The 13,202-nt window shown below is 72.6% G+C and carries 12 protein-coding genes and 1 riboswitch; of the genes, 3 read left to right on the top strand and 9 right to left on the bottom strand.

Features of this window, described 5'->3' with window-relative positions:
- Nucleotides 1–63: 63 nt before the first annotated feature.
- Nucleotides 64–1,281: an NADP-dependent isocitrate dehydrogenase gene (locus ACZDYF_RS03780; protein ID WP_191789421.1), complete on the bottom strand. Its 1,218-nt coding sequence runs from the start codon at nt 1,279–1,281 to the stop codon at nt 64–66.
- A gap of 374 nt (nt 1,282–1,655) precedes the next feature.
- Between ACZDYF_RS03780 and ACZDYF_RS03775 the strand changes: the two genes are divergently transcribed.
- Nucleotides 1,656–2,741: an aquaporin gene (locus ACZDYF_RS03775; protein WP_475053546.1), complete on the top strand. Its 1,086-nt coding sequence runs from the start codon at nt 1,656–1,658 to the stop codon at nt 2,739–2,741.
- Nucleotides 2,742–2,830: 89 nt separating this feature from the next.
- Here the strand turns inward: ACZDYF_RS03775 and ACZDYF_RS03770 are convergent, their stop codons facing one another.
- Nucleotides 2,831–3,331, bottom strand: coding sequence for a DUF3017 domain-containing protein (locus ACZDYF_RS03770; protein WP_475053543.1), 501 nt, complete (start codon nt 3,329–3,331; stop codon nt 2,831–2,833).
- Between the two features lie 51 nt (nt 3,332–3,382).
- On the opposite strand from ACZDYF_RS03770, the gene ACZDYF_RS03765 reads away from it, so the two are divergent.
- Nucleotides 3,383–4,792 carry an NAD(P)/FAD-dependent oxidoreductase gene (locus ACZDYF_RS03765; RefSeq protein ID WP_475053540.1) on the top strand — a complete coding sequence of 470 codons (1,410 nt, stop codon included), beginning with the start codon at nt 3,383–3,385 and terminating at the stop codon, nt 4,790–4,792.
- A 174-nt stretch (nt 4,793–4,966) separates the two neighbouring features.
- Here ACZDYF_RS03765 and purH read toward each other — a convergent pair whose 3' ends face one another.
- The 4 genes from purH to purN form a co-directional block, all read right to left on the bottom strand.
- The gene (purH, locus tag ACZDYF_RS03760) at nt 4,967–6,637 is read right to left on the bottom strand and encodes a bifunctional phosphoribosylaminoimidazolecarboxamide formyltransferase/IMP cyclohydrolase (RefSeq protein WP_475053537.1); all 1,671 of its coding nucleotides are present in this window, start codon (nt 6,635–6,637) and stop codon (nt 4,967–4,969) included.
- A 40-nt stretch (nt 6,638–6,677) separates the two neighbouring features.
- Nucleotides 6,678–6,765, bottom strand: a riboswitch (ZMP/ZTP riboswitch).
- A 210-nt stretch (nt 6,766–6,975) separates the two neighbouring features.
- Nucleotides 6,976–7,464: an SRPBCC family protein gene (locus ACZDYF_RS03755; RefSeq protein WP_475053534.1), complete on the bottom strand. Its 489-nt coding sequence runs from the start codon at nt 7,462–7,464 to the stop codon at nt 6,976–6,978.
- Nucleotides 7,461–7,844 (bottom strand): ArsR/SmtB family transcription factor, encoded by a 384-nt coding sequence (locus ACZDYF_RS03750; RefSeq protein WP_191795795.1) that lies wholly within the window; start codon nt 7,842–7,844, stop codon nt 7,461–7,463. Before ACZDYF_RS03750 ends, ACZDYF_RS03755 begins: the two co-directional genes overlap by 4 nt.
- Before the next feature lie 182 nt (nt 7,845–8,026).
- Nucleotides 8,027–8,668 (bottom strand): phosphoribosylglycinamide formyltransferase, encoded by a 642-nt coding sequence (gene purN / locus ACZDYF_RS03745; RefSeq protein WP_475053530.1) that lies wholly within the window; start codon nt 8,666–8,668, stop codon nt 8,027–8,029.
- Nucleotides 8,669–8,828: 160 nt separating this feature from the next.
- Here purN and ACZDYF_RS03740 point away from each other — a divergent pair, with 160 nt between their 5' ends.
- Nucleotides 8,829–9,398 (top strand): hypothetical protein, encoded by a 570-nt coding sequence (locus tag ACZDYF_RS03740; protein ID WP_475053525.1) that lies wholly within the window; start codon nt 8,829–8,831, stop codon nt 9,396–9,398.
- A gap of 21 nt (nt 9,399–9,419) precedes the next feature.
- Here ACZDYF_RS03740 and ACZDYF_RS03735 read toward each other — a convergent pair whose 3' ends face one another.
- The 3 genes from ACZDYF_RS03735 to sucC all read right to left on the bottom strand — a co-directional run bounded on the left by ACZDYF_RS03735 (nt 9,420) and on the right by sucC (nt 12,988).
- Entirely contained in the window at nt 9,420–10,706 is a 1,287-nt protein-coding gene (locus ACZDYF_RS03735; protein ID WP_475053522.1) for a cell division protein PerM, read from the bottom strand.
- A 191-nt stretch (nt 10,707–10,897) separates the two neighbouring features.
- Nucleotides 10,898–11,785, bottom strand: coding sequence for a succinate--CoA ligase subunit alpha (gene sucD, locus ACZDYF_RS03730; protein WP_475053518.1), 888 nt, complete (start codon nt 11,783–11,785; stop codon nt 10,898–10,900).
- 30 nt (nt 11,786–11,815) lie between these two features.
- Nucleotides 11,816–12,988, bottom strand: coding sequence for an ADP-forming succinate--CoA ligase subunit beta (gene sucC / locus ACZDYF_RS03725; RefSeq protein ID WP_191789431.1), 1,173 nt, complete (start codon nt 12,986–12,988; stop codon nt 11,816–11,818).
- Between the last annotated feature and the right edge of the window lie 214 nt (nt 12,989–13,202).

The following is a 13,202-nucleotide window of genomic DNA, read 5'->3' as shown; positions in this document are numbered from 1 at the left end:
ACGCCCGACGGCGCCGCTCACCGGAGGAGGTGAGCGGCGCCGTCGGGCGTGCGGGGACGAGGATCAGGCCAGGCGGGCGGCCAGGTTCTCGTCGAGCGCCGCGAGGAAGTCCTCGGTCGTGAGCCACTCCTGCTCCGGGCCGACCAGGAGCGCGAGGTCCTTGGTCATCTTGCCGGACTCGACCGTCTTGATGACGACGTCCTCGAGCGTCTCGGCGAACGCCGTGACCTCGGGGGTGCCGTCGATCTTGCCGCGGTGCATGAGGCCACGGGTCCAGGCGAAGATCGACGCGATCGGGTTGGTCGACGTCGGCTTGCCCTGCTGGTGCTGGCGGTAGTGACGCGTCACGGTGCCGTGCGCGGCCTCGGCCTCGACGGTCTTGCCGTCCGGGGTCATGAGGACCGACGTCATGAGGCCGAGCGAGCCGAAGCCCTGCGCGACGGTGTCGGACTGGACGTCGCCGTCGTAGTTCTTGCAGGCCCAGACGTAGCCGCCCTCCCACTTCATGGCCGAGGCGACCATGTCGTCGATGAGGCGGTGCTCGTAGGTGAGGCCTGCGGCCTCGAACTGGTCCTTGAACTCGGCGTCGAAGACCTCCTGGAACAGGTCCTTGAACTGGCCGTCGTAGGCCTTGAGGATCGTGTTCTTGGTCGACAGGTACACCGGGTAGTTGCGCTGCAGGCCGTACGCGAACGAGGCGCGCGCGAAGTCCTTGATGGACTCGTTGAAGTTGTACATGCCCATGGCCACGCCACCGTCGTCGCCGTAGGTGACGACGGTCTGCTTGATCTCCTCGGAGCCGTCGGCAGGCGTGTAGGTGAGCGTCAGGGTGCCGGCGCCGGGGACCTTGAAGTTGGTCGCCTTGTACTGGTCGCCGTGCGCGTGACGGCCGATGATGATCGGCTTGTTCCAGCCCGGCACCAGGCGCGGGATGTTGGAGATGATGATGGGCTCGCGGAAGACGACGCCACCGAGGATGTTGCGGATGGTCCCGTTCGGGGAGACCCACATCTTCTTCAGGCCGAACTCCTCGACGCGTGCCTCGTCGGGGGTGATGGTCGCGCACTTGACGCCCACGTTGTACTGCTTGATGGCGTTCGCCGCGTCGATCGTCACCTGGTCGTCGGTGGCGTCGCGGTTCTCGATCGACAGGTCGTAGTACTTGAGGTCGATGTCGAGGTAGGGGTAGATGAGGCGGTCCTTGATGAACTGCCAGATGATGCGCGTCATCTCGTCACCGTCGAGCTCGACGACCGGATTGACGACCTTGATCTTGCCCATGCGGGGGTAACTCCAACTCTGCGAGGGGAACCTGCGGCCGCCCGGGGGCTACCGGCGAGTGCCGGAACTCGCGCGCGCGAACCGTTGATGCTGACCGCCGCCCAGGGTACTCGACTTCTCGACATCAAGATACTTTCCGTCCGGTGCGCGCGGCAGAGCACGGCCCGCCCCGACGGCGCCGCCCACCGCCGGGCCCCGGCCCGCCCCTCTGGCGCGGTCGCGCTCGCGGAGTGAGACTGGTCACGAACTGATCAGCGAACTCCCAGACATCGGTGGCAGGATGCCTCCGAGATGCCGGTTCTGCACCGACCTCGCATGTTCATCCCGAACGTCCGGCCTTCCCGGACCCCTCACAGACACCAGACAGGAACACCATGTCCCAGGACACTTCAGCACCTGACGCAGTCGTCGTCGACGAGACGACCGTCGTGGTCGGGCCGAGCCTGCTCGCCCGGCTCGGCGCCGAAGCCTTCGGCACGTTCTTCCTCGTCCTCGCGATCCTCGGCGCAGCGCTCTACAGCGTCGGCGGCCTCGGCACGGGCACGATCGGCGTCGCTCTCGCCGGTGGCATCGCGCTGCTCGGAGGGATCGCCGCGGTCGGGCACGTGTCCGGCGGACACTTCAACCCGGCCGTGACGCTCGGCGCGGCCATCGGCGGCCGCACCGCCTGGGCCGACGTCCTCCCCTACTGGCTCGCCCAGCTCGTCGGTGGCGTCATCGCCTCCGCCGTGCTCTTCGCGACCATCCCCGCCTCCGCGCTCCCCGTGCTCCAGCAGAGCGGCCTGATCGCCGACGCGACGCAGCAGGCCTTCCTCTCCGCGACCGCCAACGGCTTCGGAGAGCACTCCCCGCTCGCGACCGCGACGAACGGCGCCTTCTCGTTCAGCGTCTGGTCCGCCCTCATCATCGAGATCGTCGCGGCCGCCATCTTCGTCGGCGTGATCCTCGGCGTCACGGACAAGCGCTCGAACTCCAAGCTCGCGCCGGTCGCGATCGGCCTGACCCTCACGGTGCTGCTGATCGTCGTCGCGCCGTTCACGAACGCAGGGCTCAACCCCGCCCGCTCGTTCGCCGCCGCCGTCTTCGCCGGCGGGTGGACCTGGGGCCAGCTCTGGCTCTTCATCGTCGCCCCGCTCGCGGGCGCGGCGATCGCCGCCCTGTTCTACCGTGCGTTCGCCTTCGCCCCCGTCCAGGACGACCTCCTGGCCGAGGACGAGGTCTTCGTGGTCGACGAGGCCGCGGTCGTGGCCGAGAAGTCCGCAGGCACCGCCGGCACCGCGACCGCTGCCGCGGTCGCCGAGGGAGCGACGTCTCCCGCCGCAGCGGCTCCGGCCGCTGTCGAGACGGTCGAGACGGTCGAGGTGACCGAGACCGTCGAGGTCGCCGAGACCCCGGAGACGGGCACGAGCACCGACTCCTCGGGCGACGAGCCGACCGGCGGCTCGGCCCCCAAGGCCTGACACCGCGGCTCTGCCGACGCGACGAGGCCCGGTCCGCTGCTGCGGGCCGGGCCTCGTGCCGTCCCGGGCGGTCCCGGGCGCAGCGGCCGTCAGACGTTGGGGACGGTGACGGCGAGCGTGCCCATGGCGCCAGCCATGAAGAGGTACATGATGACGTCGGTCCAGCGGGTGCGGACCGTGAGCCCCACGGGTCCCGGACCTGGCAGGAAGGCCCGGACTCCCGCCCCGGCGACGAGGATCCCCACGAGGACCAGCACTCCCGCGCGCGCCCCGACGACCAGCGTCACCGCGACCGCGAGCAGCACCCCGGCGAGGACGAGCCACATCGCGAGGTTGCTCTGGGGGGCGGGCACGACGAGCGTCGACGGCCGGTCGAGAGGCTTGGTACCCCCGTCGCCGCCGGAGACCCGGGGGATCCCGGAGGGCGGGGCGACAGGTGCGAGCGGGTCCCCGGGCGCTGCCTGTCCCTCTGCGGCGCCCGCGGTCTCCGACGCGCCGCCGAGCCGGTGCCAGGCGGGTGCCGCCGGCGGTCGATGCTGCGTCGGGGTGCCGTTGTGCGGTCCGCGCCCGGGCGCGGTGACGTCGCTCACGCTTCCCACCAGTTCACGAGTCCGAGCCTACCGCCGACTACCGTAGGGATCGTGCCCTCACCAGTCACCACTGCTGTCCTGCCGCACTCGCGGCGCCCTGCGGCCGGGTCGGTCGTCGTCGTGGGCGCAGGTCTCGCCGGCGCTCAGACCGTCGCGGCCCTGCGGGCGCACGGGTTCACGGGTCGCGTGACGATCCTCGGGTCGGAGGGGGTGCCGCCCTACGACCGCCCGCCGCTGTCCAAGGAGCTCCTCACCCGGCCGGGCCCGGCCTGGCTGACCGAGGAGATCGGGGTCGACGTCAGCGTCCTGGCCGACGAGGCGCTGCTCGACGACCCGGCGGTCGACCTCGAGCCCGGCACCGAGTCCGTCACGGTCACGACCCGCTCCGGCCGACGCGTCACGGCCGACGTCGCGGTCCTCGCCCTGGGCTCCGAACCCGTGCGCCCGCCCGGCTGGGAGGCCGCCCTGACCCTGCACACCGCCGACGACGCTGCTCACCTGCGCGAACGCCTCACCCCCGGCACGCGCCTGGTCTCGATCGGCGCGGGCTGGATCGGCGCGGAGATCGCCGGGGTCGCGTCGAAGGCCGGGTGCGACGTCACGGTGCTCGAGGCCGCGCAGACCCCGCTCGAGCGTCAGCTCGGCGCCGAGGTCGGTGGACACCTCGTCCGCTGGTACGCCGACGCCGGCGCTCGCCTGCTCACCGGGGCCCAGGTCACCGAGGTGGGCCCGCGGTCCGTGGTGCTCGCGGACGGGCGGACCATCGAGGGCGACCTGGTCCTGGCCGCGGTCGGCGCCAAGCCCGCGACCGCGTGGCTCAAGGGCACGCTCCCGCTCGACCCGCGCGGCTCGATCCGGGTCAACGGCGCAGGGCGCGTGGCTCCCCCGACCGTCGCGGCGCCGTCGGGCACCTCGGGGCACCTGCCCCTCAAGGCGCTCCGCCGGCTGTACGCCGTGGGCGACTGCGCCACGCGCGACAACGCGGTGTTCGGGCCCGTGCCCGGCGGGCACTGGTCGGCGGCCCTGCACGACCCCGAGCCGACCGTGCGGGCCATCCTCGGCATCGACGAGATGCCCGCCGAGCCGCAGCCCGTCCGCGAGCTGCTGGGGCTGGCACCGGTCCCCCAGCACGCGCCGTACGTGTTCTCGCAGCAGCTCGGGCACGACATCGCACTGTTCGGCACGCCCTCGCCGTTCCACGAGGTCGTCTACCACGGCGACCCGAACGGCGGCGCCACGGGCCACGAGGGCTGGACCGCGCTCTACCTCGAGACCGTGGCGGGGGCGCACCGCACGAACGCCGAGGGGCACCGGCTCGCGACCGTGCGCGCGATCCTCGTGGTCGACGCGCCGCGCGAGGTGGGTCAGGTGCGCAAGCTCATGAACCGTGACGTGGCGCTGCACGTGGACGTCGAGGTCGCGACGGACCCCGGCCACAGGCTGCGCGACGCGGTCGTCTGAGGCCCCCGCCCCCCGCTGCTGATTCCCGCTCCCAGCCCCGCTGCCGAGCATGCGGTTGTCGTCCGGATCCGCGTGGATCCGGACGACAACCGCATGGTAGAGCGACGGCAACCGCATGCTCGGCCCCAGCCAGGCGCCGACCCGCCCTACGGACGGACCGGCCCTGCGGACGGGTCAGTGCGCGAAGTGGCGCGTTCCCGTCAGGTACAGGGTGACGCCGGCCGCCTGCGCCGCCGCGATGACCTCGTCGTCACGGACCGACCCACCAGGCTGCACGACGGCCTTGACGCCCGCGTCGAGCAGGACCTGCAGACCGTCCGCGAAGGGGAAGAACGCGTCGGACGCGGCGACCGAGCCGCGCGCACGCTCCTCGCCCTCGGCGCCGAGCGTGTTGGCGCGCTCGACCGACAGGCGGCACGAGTCGACGCGGTTGACCTGCCCCATCCCGATGCCGACCGCAGCCCCGCCCTTGGCGAGCAGGATCGCGTTCGACTTCGCGGCGCGCACGGCCCGCCAGGCGAACTCGAGGTCTGCGAGCGTCTCGGCGTCCGCGGCCTCGCCCGTCGCGAGCGTCCACGACGCGGGGCTGTCGCCGCCGGTCTCGGACGCGGCGTCGATGCGGTCGACCTGCTGCATGAGCAGACCGCCCGAGATGGGCCGGATCTCGACGCCCGTGCTCGGGGCGCCGTCGACCTGGAGCAGGCGGACGTTCTTCTTGCGCGAGAGGATCTCGAGCGCCTCGGGCTCGTAGCCCGGCGCCACGACGACCTCGGTGAACACGCCCGCGATCTGCTCGGCCGCGGCCGCGCTCACCACCGCGTTGGTCGCGATGACCCCGCCGTACGCGGAGACCGGGTCGGTTGCGTGAGCCTTGGCGTGCGCGTCGGCGACGTCGGCGCCGACCGCGACACCGCACGGGTTGGCGTGCTTGATGATCGCGACCGTCGGGGCGTCGCCGTGGTCGTGCGCGGCACGCCACGCGGCGTCCGCGTCGACGTAGTTGTTGTAGCTCATGGCCTTGCCGTGGAGCTGGGTCGCCTGCGCGAGGCCCGTGGCGCCGTGCCCGTTGGTGTAGAGCGCGGCGCGCTGGTGCGGGTTCTCGCCGTAGCGCAGCACGTCGGCACGGTCCCAGGTGGCACCGACCCACGCGGGGAAGCCGGTGTGGACGGTCTCGCCGTCGACCTCCGCGGCGTCCGTGGGCGCGACGACGCTGCTCATCCAGGACGCGACCGCGACGTCGTAGGTCGCGGTGTGCACGAACGCGCGGGCCGCGAGCGCCTTGCGCTGGGCGTACGTGAAGCCGCCGCGCTGGACCGCGGCGACCACGTCGCCGTACGTGGCCGGGTCGACGACGACTGCCACGCTCGGGTGGTTCTTCGCCGCGGCGCGGACCATCGAGGGGCCGCCGATGTCGATCTGCTCGATCACGGCGTCCGGACCGGCGCCCGACGCGACCGTGTCCGCGAACGGGTACAGGTTGACGACCACGAGCTCGAACGGCGCGATCTCGAGCTGCGCGAGCTGGTCGAGGTGGTCCTGCTTGCGGGTGTCCGCGAGGATGCCGGCGTGCACGTGCGGGTGCAGCGTCTTGACGCGCCCCTCGAGGCACTCGGGGAACCCGGTGAGGTCCTCGACCTTGGTCACGGGGACTCCGGCGGCGGCGATCGTGGACGCGGTCGAGCCGGTCGAGACGAGCTCGACGCCCGCGGCGTGCAGAGCCGTGGCGAGCTCGACGAGGCCGGCCTTGTCGTAGACGCTCAGGAGGGCGCGGCGCACGGGGCGCTGGGCGTCGTCGGCGATCTGGACGGTGCCGGTGTCGGGGGCGGCGTGAGAGCTTGCGGACACGAGGGGCTCCTGTGGGTCAGCGGGTCGCGGAATTCCGGTCACCAGGCGCCCAGGCGGACGACGCACCAACAGGTCGATCGGACGCTCCCCGGTGGTCGTTCCCACCCTCGCCAGTCGCGGCCGCCTCCGATCCTACCGCGCCCCGGGGCGGGCGGTCCGGGGCGCGGTGGCCCGACGGCGCCTCGCCCCCGGGGTGCCCCGCTCCCCCGGGGCGCGTGGCGCCGTCGGGTGGGTGTGCCGGTCGAGATGCGGCCACCTGGGGTCGGAGAGAGCACCGGACCCCGGATCGCCGCATCTCGACGGCGGGCGCTGCGGGCCTCGGCGGCGGAGGGCCGCCGTCAGGCGACGACGTCCGAGGCCAGCAGCTCGTCGAGGCGGTCGTAGCCCTCGCTCATGCCGTCGGCCATGCCCGAGCCGACCATGGCGTCCCGCGCCTCGACCGACTGATGGACCGAGCGCGTGACGATCCTGGTCCCGCCGCCCGGCAGGTCCTCGAACGTGACCTCGTCGAGGCTCACGTGCCCGGGAGCGCCCGCGAACTCGAAGGTCTGCACGGCCCGGGTGTCCGGCACGACCGAGTGGAACGTGCCGAAGAACCCGTACTCCTCCTCGCCCGCGCGGTGGGCGTAGGCCCACGAGCCGCCCGTCCTGGCGTCCCAGTGGTCGAGGACCATCTCGTAGCGACGGGGACCGAGCCACTGCGTGACGAGCGTCGGGTCGGTGAAGGCCCGGAACACGAGGGGACGCGGGGCGTCGACGTCGCGGACGACCTCGATGAAGGGCGTTCCCGGAGGGGCCGTGACGGTCGTGGCGTGCGTGCTGCTCATGACTGCTCCTTCGATGGGTCCGACGACGGTGCCTGGAGCCGCCCGAGGAGGGCGTCGAGCCGGCGGTACTGCCGCTCCGCGGTGAGCCGGTACTCGTCGATCCACGCCGTGAGCCGTTCGAGCGCGGCGGGGTCGAGGTGGCAGGGTCGTCGCTGGCCGTCCCGGCTGCGGGTGATGAGACCCGCGGTCTCGAGGACCTGGATGTGCCGGGACACGGCCTGCTTCGTGATGGGGAAGGGTGCGGCGAGCTCGTTGACCGTTGCCGGTCCTCTGGACAGCGTGGCGACGATGCTCCGGCGGACCGGGTCGGCCAGCGCGAGGAACGCGCGGTCGAGGTCGTCGGTGCCTGACTCGTCGTGCGGGTCGTCCAGGAGGGTCATGTCGGCCTGCTCGTCGTGATCAACAGTTACGTTGATCAACGTACTGGTTGATCAAGGAGCAGGTCAAGAGGCCGGTTCAACGGCCTGCCGCGAGACAGGACTTCCCGTCCGAGACGGGTCCCCCGGACCGTGGTCCAAGCACCGTCTCGGACAGATGAACCCCTCTCGTGCGACACGTGGCGTCAGCCCAGCAGCGCCCGGCGCCCCTCGACCCGCAGGCCCTCGCGCGCCGCCCGGCCGACCGTCTCGACCAGCAGCGCCCGCTCGGCGACCTTGATGCGCTCGTGCAGCGCCTGCTCGTCGTCGGACTCCTCGACGGCCACGGTCGCCTGCGCGATGATCGGCCCGGTGTCCACGCCGTTGTCGATCACGTGGACCGTGCACCCCGTGACCTTGACGCCGTACGCGAGCGCGTCGCGCACCCCGTGGGCGCCCGGGAAGGACGGCAGCAACGCCGGGTGCGTGTTGATCGTCCGGCCCGCGAACCGGTCCACGAACGCCGGGCTCAGGATGCGCATGAAGCCCGCGAGGACCACCAGGTCCGGCGAGAAGACCGCCACGGCCTCCGCGACGCCGTCGTTCCACGCGTCGCGGTCCGCGAAGTCGCCCGGCGCGACGACGACCGACGCGACTCCCGCCTCGCGCGCCAGGTCGAGCGCCCCCGCGCCCGGCTTGTCCGTGACGACACCCACGACCCGCGCCCCGTAGGCGGGGTCCTCGTGCGCCGCGAGGAGCGCAGCGAGGTTGCTGCCCGCCCCCGAGACCAGGACGACGACCCGCGCCGCGCTCGTCGTGTCGATGGGCTGACCGGAAGGTGTGCGCACAGTGCTCCTCGGAGGCGTCGGCAGTGGTGGAGAATGGGGGGAGAAAAGCCAGGTACCACCCTAGTCCGCGCCGGAGAGGTGCCGGTCTGCTCCCTCCACCGGGCGGGGGCTGCGCACCGGTCCGCGCCGTCGCCACCCGCGAAGCACCGAGGAGCTGCCCATGGGCAACCCGTACGCGCCCCCACGTCCCGGCCAGAAGCCGACCGACGAGGCGCGCAAGCCCACCCCTCCCCCGGTGCAGGGCCCCCCGGCTCCCCCCGCCCAGGGCGTGCCGCCGGGTCAGGCCCGGCCCGGGCGTCCCGCCGGCGGCCCTCCCGCACCGGGCGAACCTCCCGTGCCCGTCGACCCCGACACGCTGCGCGCGACGACGCGGCAGGTGCTGCACTTCGGGCTGCTCATGCTCGTCACGCTCGTCACGAGCTCGCTCGCGTTCCCGTGGCGGGTCTCGAGCCTCTTCTTCGCGGTCGTGACCATCGTGTTCGGGGTCCGCGCGATGCGCGCGGTCTGGCGCGCCCGCCTGGGCGGCGCGCTGCTGCCCGCGGTCGCCGTCGGGCTGGGCCTGACCGCGACCATGTCGCTGTCGATGCTCGGCGGGCTCGCCATGTGGGACGTCGAGCTCGACAACCAGCAGTGCCTCGACGGCGCCATCACGGTCGCCGCGCAGCAGGAGTGCGCGGTCCAGTACGAGCAGGCGCGCGAGCAGTGGACCAAGGACCGGCTGGGCCGGTAGGCCCGGCCGGTCGCCCCCGCGTCAGTCGACGGGTGCGGCCGCGTCGTCGGGCGCGGCGTCGTCGTGTCGGTGACGCACCCGCTCGGTGACGGCGGCCTTGCCCCACACGAGGGCGAGCGCCGCCCCGCCCGCGAGCTCGGCGGCGACGATGCCTCCGGCGAGCAGGGGCGGGGCACCGACCTGCGCCATGCGCCCCGGCCCGACGGCGCCACCCGCCACGAGCTGCAGGGTCACCACGAGCAGCCCGGCCGTGAGGGCGAGACCCAGCAGCGCGAGCCCCAGGTCCGCCCACCGGGCGTCGTGCCCACCGCAGCGACGCCACACGAACACCCCGGCGACGACGCCCAGGAGCACGACGACCGCGGGCGCGAACGAGGCCAGGACCGTGGTCCACTCGGGTCCGGGCAGGGCGCCCAGGAGGGGGACGGCGGGCAGCGCGCCCGGCTCGGACGCGCTCGTCGTGAAGCTGCTCCCCTCGCCCACCACGAAGCCGGGGCCCGCGATCCAGGAGCTCACCCAGAGCACCATGTTCGGCACGACCGCGAGCTGCGAGACCGCGAGGATCAGTCCGCCGAGCAGGCCCGGCGCAAGGCCCACGACGATGTCCCCCGACGTCGCCCGGCCCGCGACGACCCAGGCGCCGACCACGAGGCTCGACACCCCGACCAGCAGGGCCAGGCCCAGCAGGCCCGCACGGGCGCCGAGCCGCGCGACGGGCGGGACGTAGGGGTCGAGGGCAGCGGTCAGGTCGCCGACCCGTGGAGCGTCGGGGCGCGAGAGGATCCCGGCACCGAGGCCGACCCCCGCGACGACCGCCCCGCCCAGCAGCGCGAACAGGACGTCCCACCCCGGGGCGGACCCGGCGAGCAGCGCGATGACGAGCGTCGCGACCGCGTAGACCCCGACCCCGACCGCCCACGACGACGTCGCGGTGTGCGCCGAGCGGCGGGCCGACGCGAAGCACGTGAAGACCACCAGGGACGTGAGGCCGAGCGGCACCAGGGTGATCGAGGTGCCTGCGGCCGCGAGCGGGACGCCGTGGGCCAGGAGCCAGAACCCGGCCGCGACCGACACCGACTGGCCCCATCCCCCCGCGTCGCCCTCGCCGGGCCCGGCCGAGGACGCGAGGAATGCCGCGACGGCCGGCAGGATCACCACGGCCAGCGAGAGCGCGAGCGCCTGGAGCGCGGCGACCATGCCCGAGATCCAGCGCCGAGGGGCTTCGAGGGGACGACGAGGACCGCGGGCGGGCTCCTCGACCGTTCGGGGTGCCCGTCGCCCGGCGACGGACTGGGTGGGCGTGGTCATGGTCTCCATCGTCGTCGATCGGTCGGCCCTGGCGGTGCAGGTCGGGCGGCGCGCCCGCGATCAGCGCGCCTGCCCGGTGCGCGACCGGGCGCCGGCGCGCGTCCGGGAAGAACAGGGTACGCCGACGGCGCCCGGCCGAAGGGTGGCCGGGCGCCGTCGGACCTGCTGAGCGGGTGCTCAGCAGGACGTGATCAGGAGAGGATCTCGCGCATGAGAGCGGCGGTCTCGGACGGCGTCTTGCCGACCTTGACGCCCGCGGCCTCGAGGGCCTCCTTCTTGGCCTGCGCGGTGCCCGACGAGCCGGACACGATGGCGCCGGCGTGGCCCATGGTCTTGCCCTCAGGAGCCGTGAAGCCCGCGACGTAGCCGACGACCGGCTTGGTCACGTGCGCCTGGATGTACGCCGCGGCGCGCTCTTCGGCGTCGCCACCGATCTCGCCGATCATGACGATCGCCTCGGTGTCGGGGTCCGCCTCGAACGCCGCGAGGGCGTCGATGTGCGTGGTGCCGATGATCGGGTCGCCGCCGATGCCGATCGCGGTCGAGAAGCCGAAGTCACGCAGCTCGTACATCATCTGGTAGGTCAGCGTGCCGGACTTCGAGACGAGCCCGATCTTGCCGGGGCCCGTGATGTCGGCCGGGATGATGCCGACGTTCGACTTCCCGGGGCTGATGATGCCGGGGCAGTTGGGGCCGATGAGTCGGACGCCCTTGGCCTCGGCCAGGGTGAAGAACTCCGCGGAGTCCGCGACCGGGACACCCTCGGTGATGATGACGGTCAGCGGCATGCCGGCCTCGATGGACTCGACGACCGCGGACTTCGTGAATGCCGGGGGCACGAAGATCACGGAGACGTCGGCACCCGTGGCGGCGATCGCCTCGGCGACGGACCCGAAGACGGGGACGTCGACGGTGCCCTCACCCTTCGGGAAAGCGACCGACGTGCCGGCCTTGCGCGGGTTGACGCCGCCCACGATGTTGGTGCCGGAGGCCAGCATGCGCGTCGTGTGCTTCTGGCCCTCCGAACCCGTCATGCCCTGGACGATGACCTTGGAGTCCTCGTTGATGAAGATTGCCATGTCTGTCTGTTTTCTCTCTCGGGTCTCGGGTCAGGAAGCGGCGTTGGCCAGCTCGGCAGCCTTGTCGGCGCCGCCGTCCATCGTCTCGGCCAGGGTGACGAGCGGGTGGTTCGCCTCCGCGAGGATCGCGCGCCCCTCCTCGACGTTGTTGCCGTCGAGACGGACGACGAGCGGCTTGTTCGCCTCGTCGCCGAGGATCGCGAGCGCCTGGACGATGCCGTTGGCGACCTCGTCGCACGCCGTGATGCCGCCGAAGACGTTCACGAACACGCTCTTGACCTGCTCGTCGTTGAGGATGACGTCGAGGCCTGCAGCCATGACGGCCGCGGACGCGCCGCCGCCGATGTCGAGGAAGTTGGCGGGCTTGACGCCGCCGTGCTGCTCACCCGCGTAGGCGACGACGTCGAGCGTGCTCATGACGAGGCCCGCGCCGTTGCCGATGATGCCGACCTGGCCGTCGAGCTTGACGTAGTTGAGGTCGTTCTCCTTGGCCTTGGCCTCGAGAGGGTCGGCCGCGTCCTTGTCCTCGAGCGCCTCGTGGTCCGCGTGGCGGAAGCCGGCGTTCTCGTCGAGGGTCACCTTGCCGTCGAGCGCGACGATCGAGCCGTCCTCGGTGCGGACCAGGGGGTTGACCTCGACCAGGGTCGCGTCCTCCTCCTTGTAGACGGTCCACAGCTTCTGGATGACGTCGGCGACCTGTGCCTTGACGTCGTCGGCGAACCCGGCGGCGGCGACGATCTCGTCGGCCTTCGCCTGGTCGATGCCGACGGTCGGGTCCACGGCGACCTTGGCGAGCGCCTCGGGGCGCTCGACCGCGAGGACCTCGATCTCCATGCCGCCCTCGACGCTCGCCATGGCGAGGTACGAGCGGTTGGCCCGGTCGAGGAGCACCGAGAAGTAGAACTCCTCGGCGATCTTCGCGCCCTCCGCGATCATGACGCGGTGGACCGTGTGTCCCTTGATGTCCATGCCGAGGATCTCGGACGCCTTCTCGGCCGTCTCCTCGGGCGAGTGGGCGAGCTTGACGCCGCCCGCCTTGCCGCGACCGCCGACCTTGACCTGGGCCTTGACGACCACGGTCCCGCCACCGAGCTTCTCAGCGCCCTCGCGAGCCTCTTCGGGGGTCGTGGCGACCACGCCGCCCAGCACGGGAACCCCGTGCTTCTCGAAGATGTCGCGCGCCTGGTATTCGAACAGGTCCACCCTGTGTCGTCCTTCCATCTGACTGCCTGACCGGCTAACCGATGTCTCGACATCGAGACATCCCGTCACAGGGTAGCCCGGCAGCACGCCGGGACCTACCCGGGGCGGGCCGTCTCCCCGCTCGGGCGCTGTCTCGTTGGCCACACCCGTCCCGCTCGCGTGCCGGGCCGAGCCGTGCTCGGACGAGCCTTGCCGGACCTGGTCGGCGCAGCTC

This window comes from Oerskovia sp. PE-21s, from assembly GCF_056158145.1.
The sequence above is the reverse complement of the archived record's forward strand: the minus strand, read 5'-3'. Positions and strand labels throughout refer to the sequence as shown.

Bases quoted from the DNA above. Each gene is read 5' to 3' on its own strand.
- ACZDYF_RS03780 (WP_191789421.1), bottom strand. From the start codon at position 1,281: ATGGGCAAGATCAAGGTCGTCAATCCGGTCGTCGAGCTCGACGGTGAC.
- ACZDYF_RS03775 (WP_475053546.1), top strand. From the start codon at position 1,656: ATGTCCCAGGACACTTCAGCACCTGACGCAGTCGTCGTCGACGAGACG.
- ACZDYF_RS03755 (WP_475053534.1), bottom strand. From the start codon at position 7,464: ATGAGCAGCACGCACGCCACGACCGTCACGGCCCCTCCGGGAACGCCC.
- ACZDYF_RS03750 (WP_191795795.1), bottom strand. From the start codon at position 7,844: ATGACCCTCCTGGACGACCCGCACGACGAGTCAGGCACCGACGACCTC.
- ACZDYF_RS03740 (WP_475053525.1), top strand. From the start codon at position 8,829: ATGGGCAACCCGTACGCGCCCCCACGTCCCGGCCAGAAGCCGACCGAC.
- ACZDYF_RS03735 (WP_475053522.1), bottom strand. From the start codon at position 10,706: ATGACCACGCCCACCCAGTCCGTCGCCGGGCGACGGGCACCCCGAACG.
- sucD (WP_475053518.1), bottom strand. From the start codon at position 11,785: ATGGCAATCTTCATCAACGAGGACTCCAAGGTCATCGTCCAGGGCATG.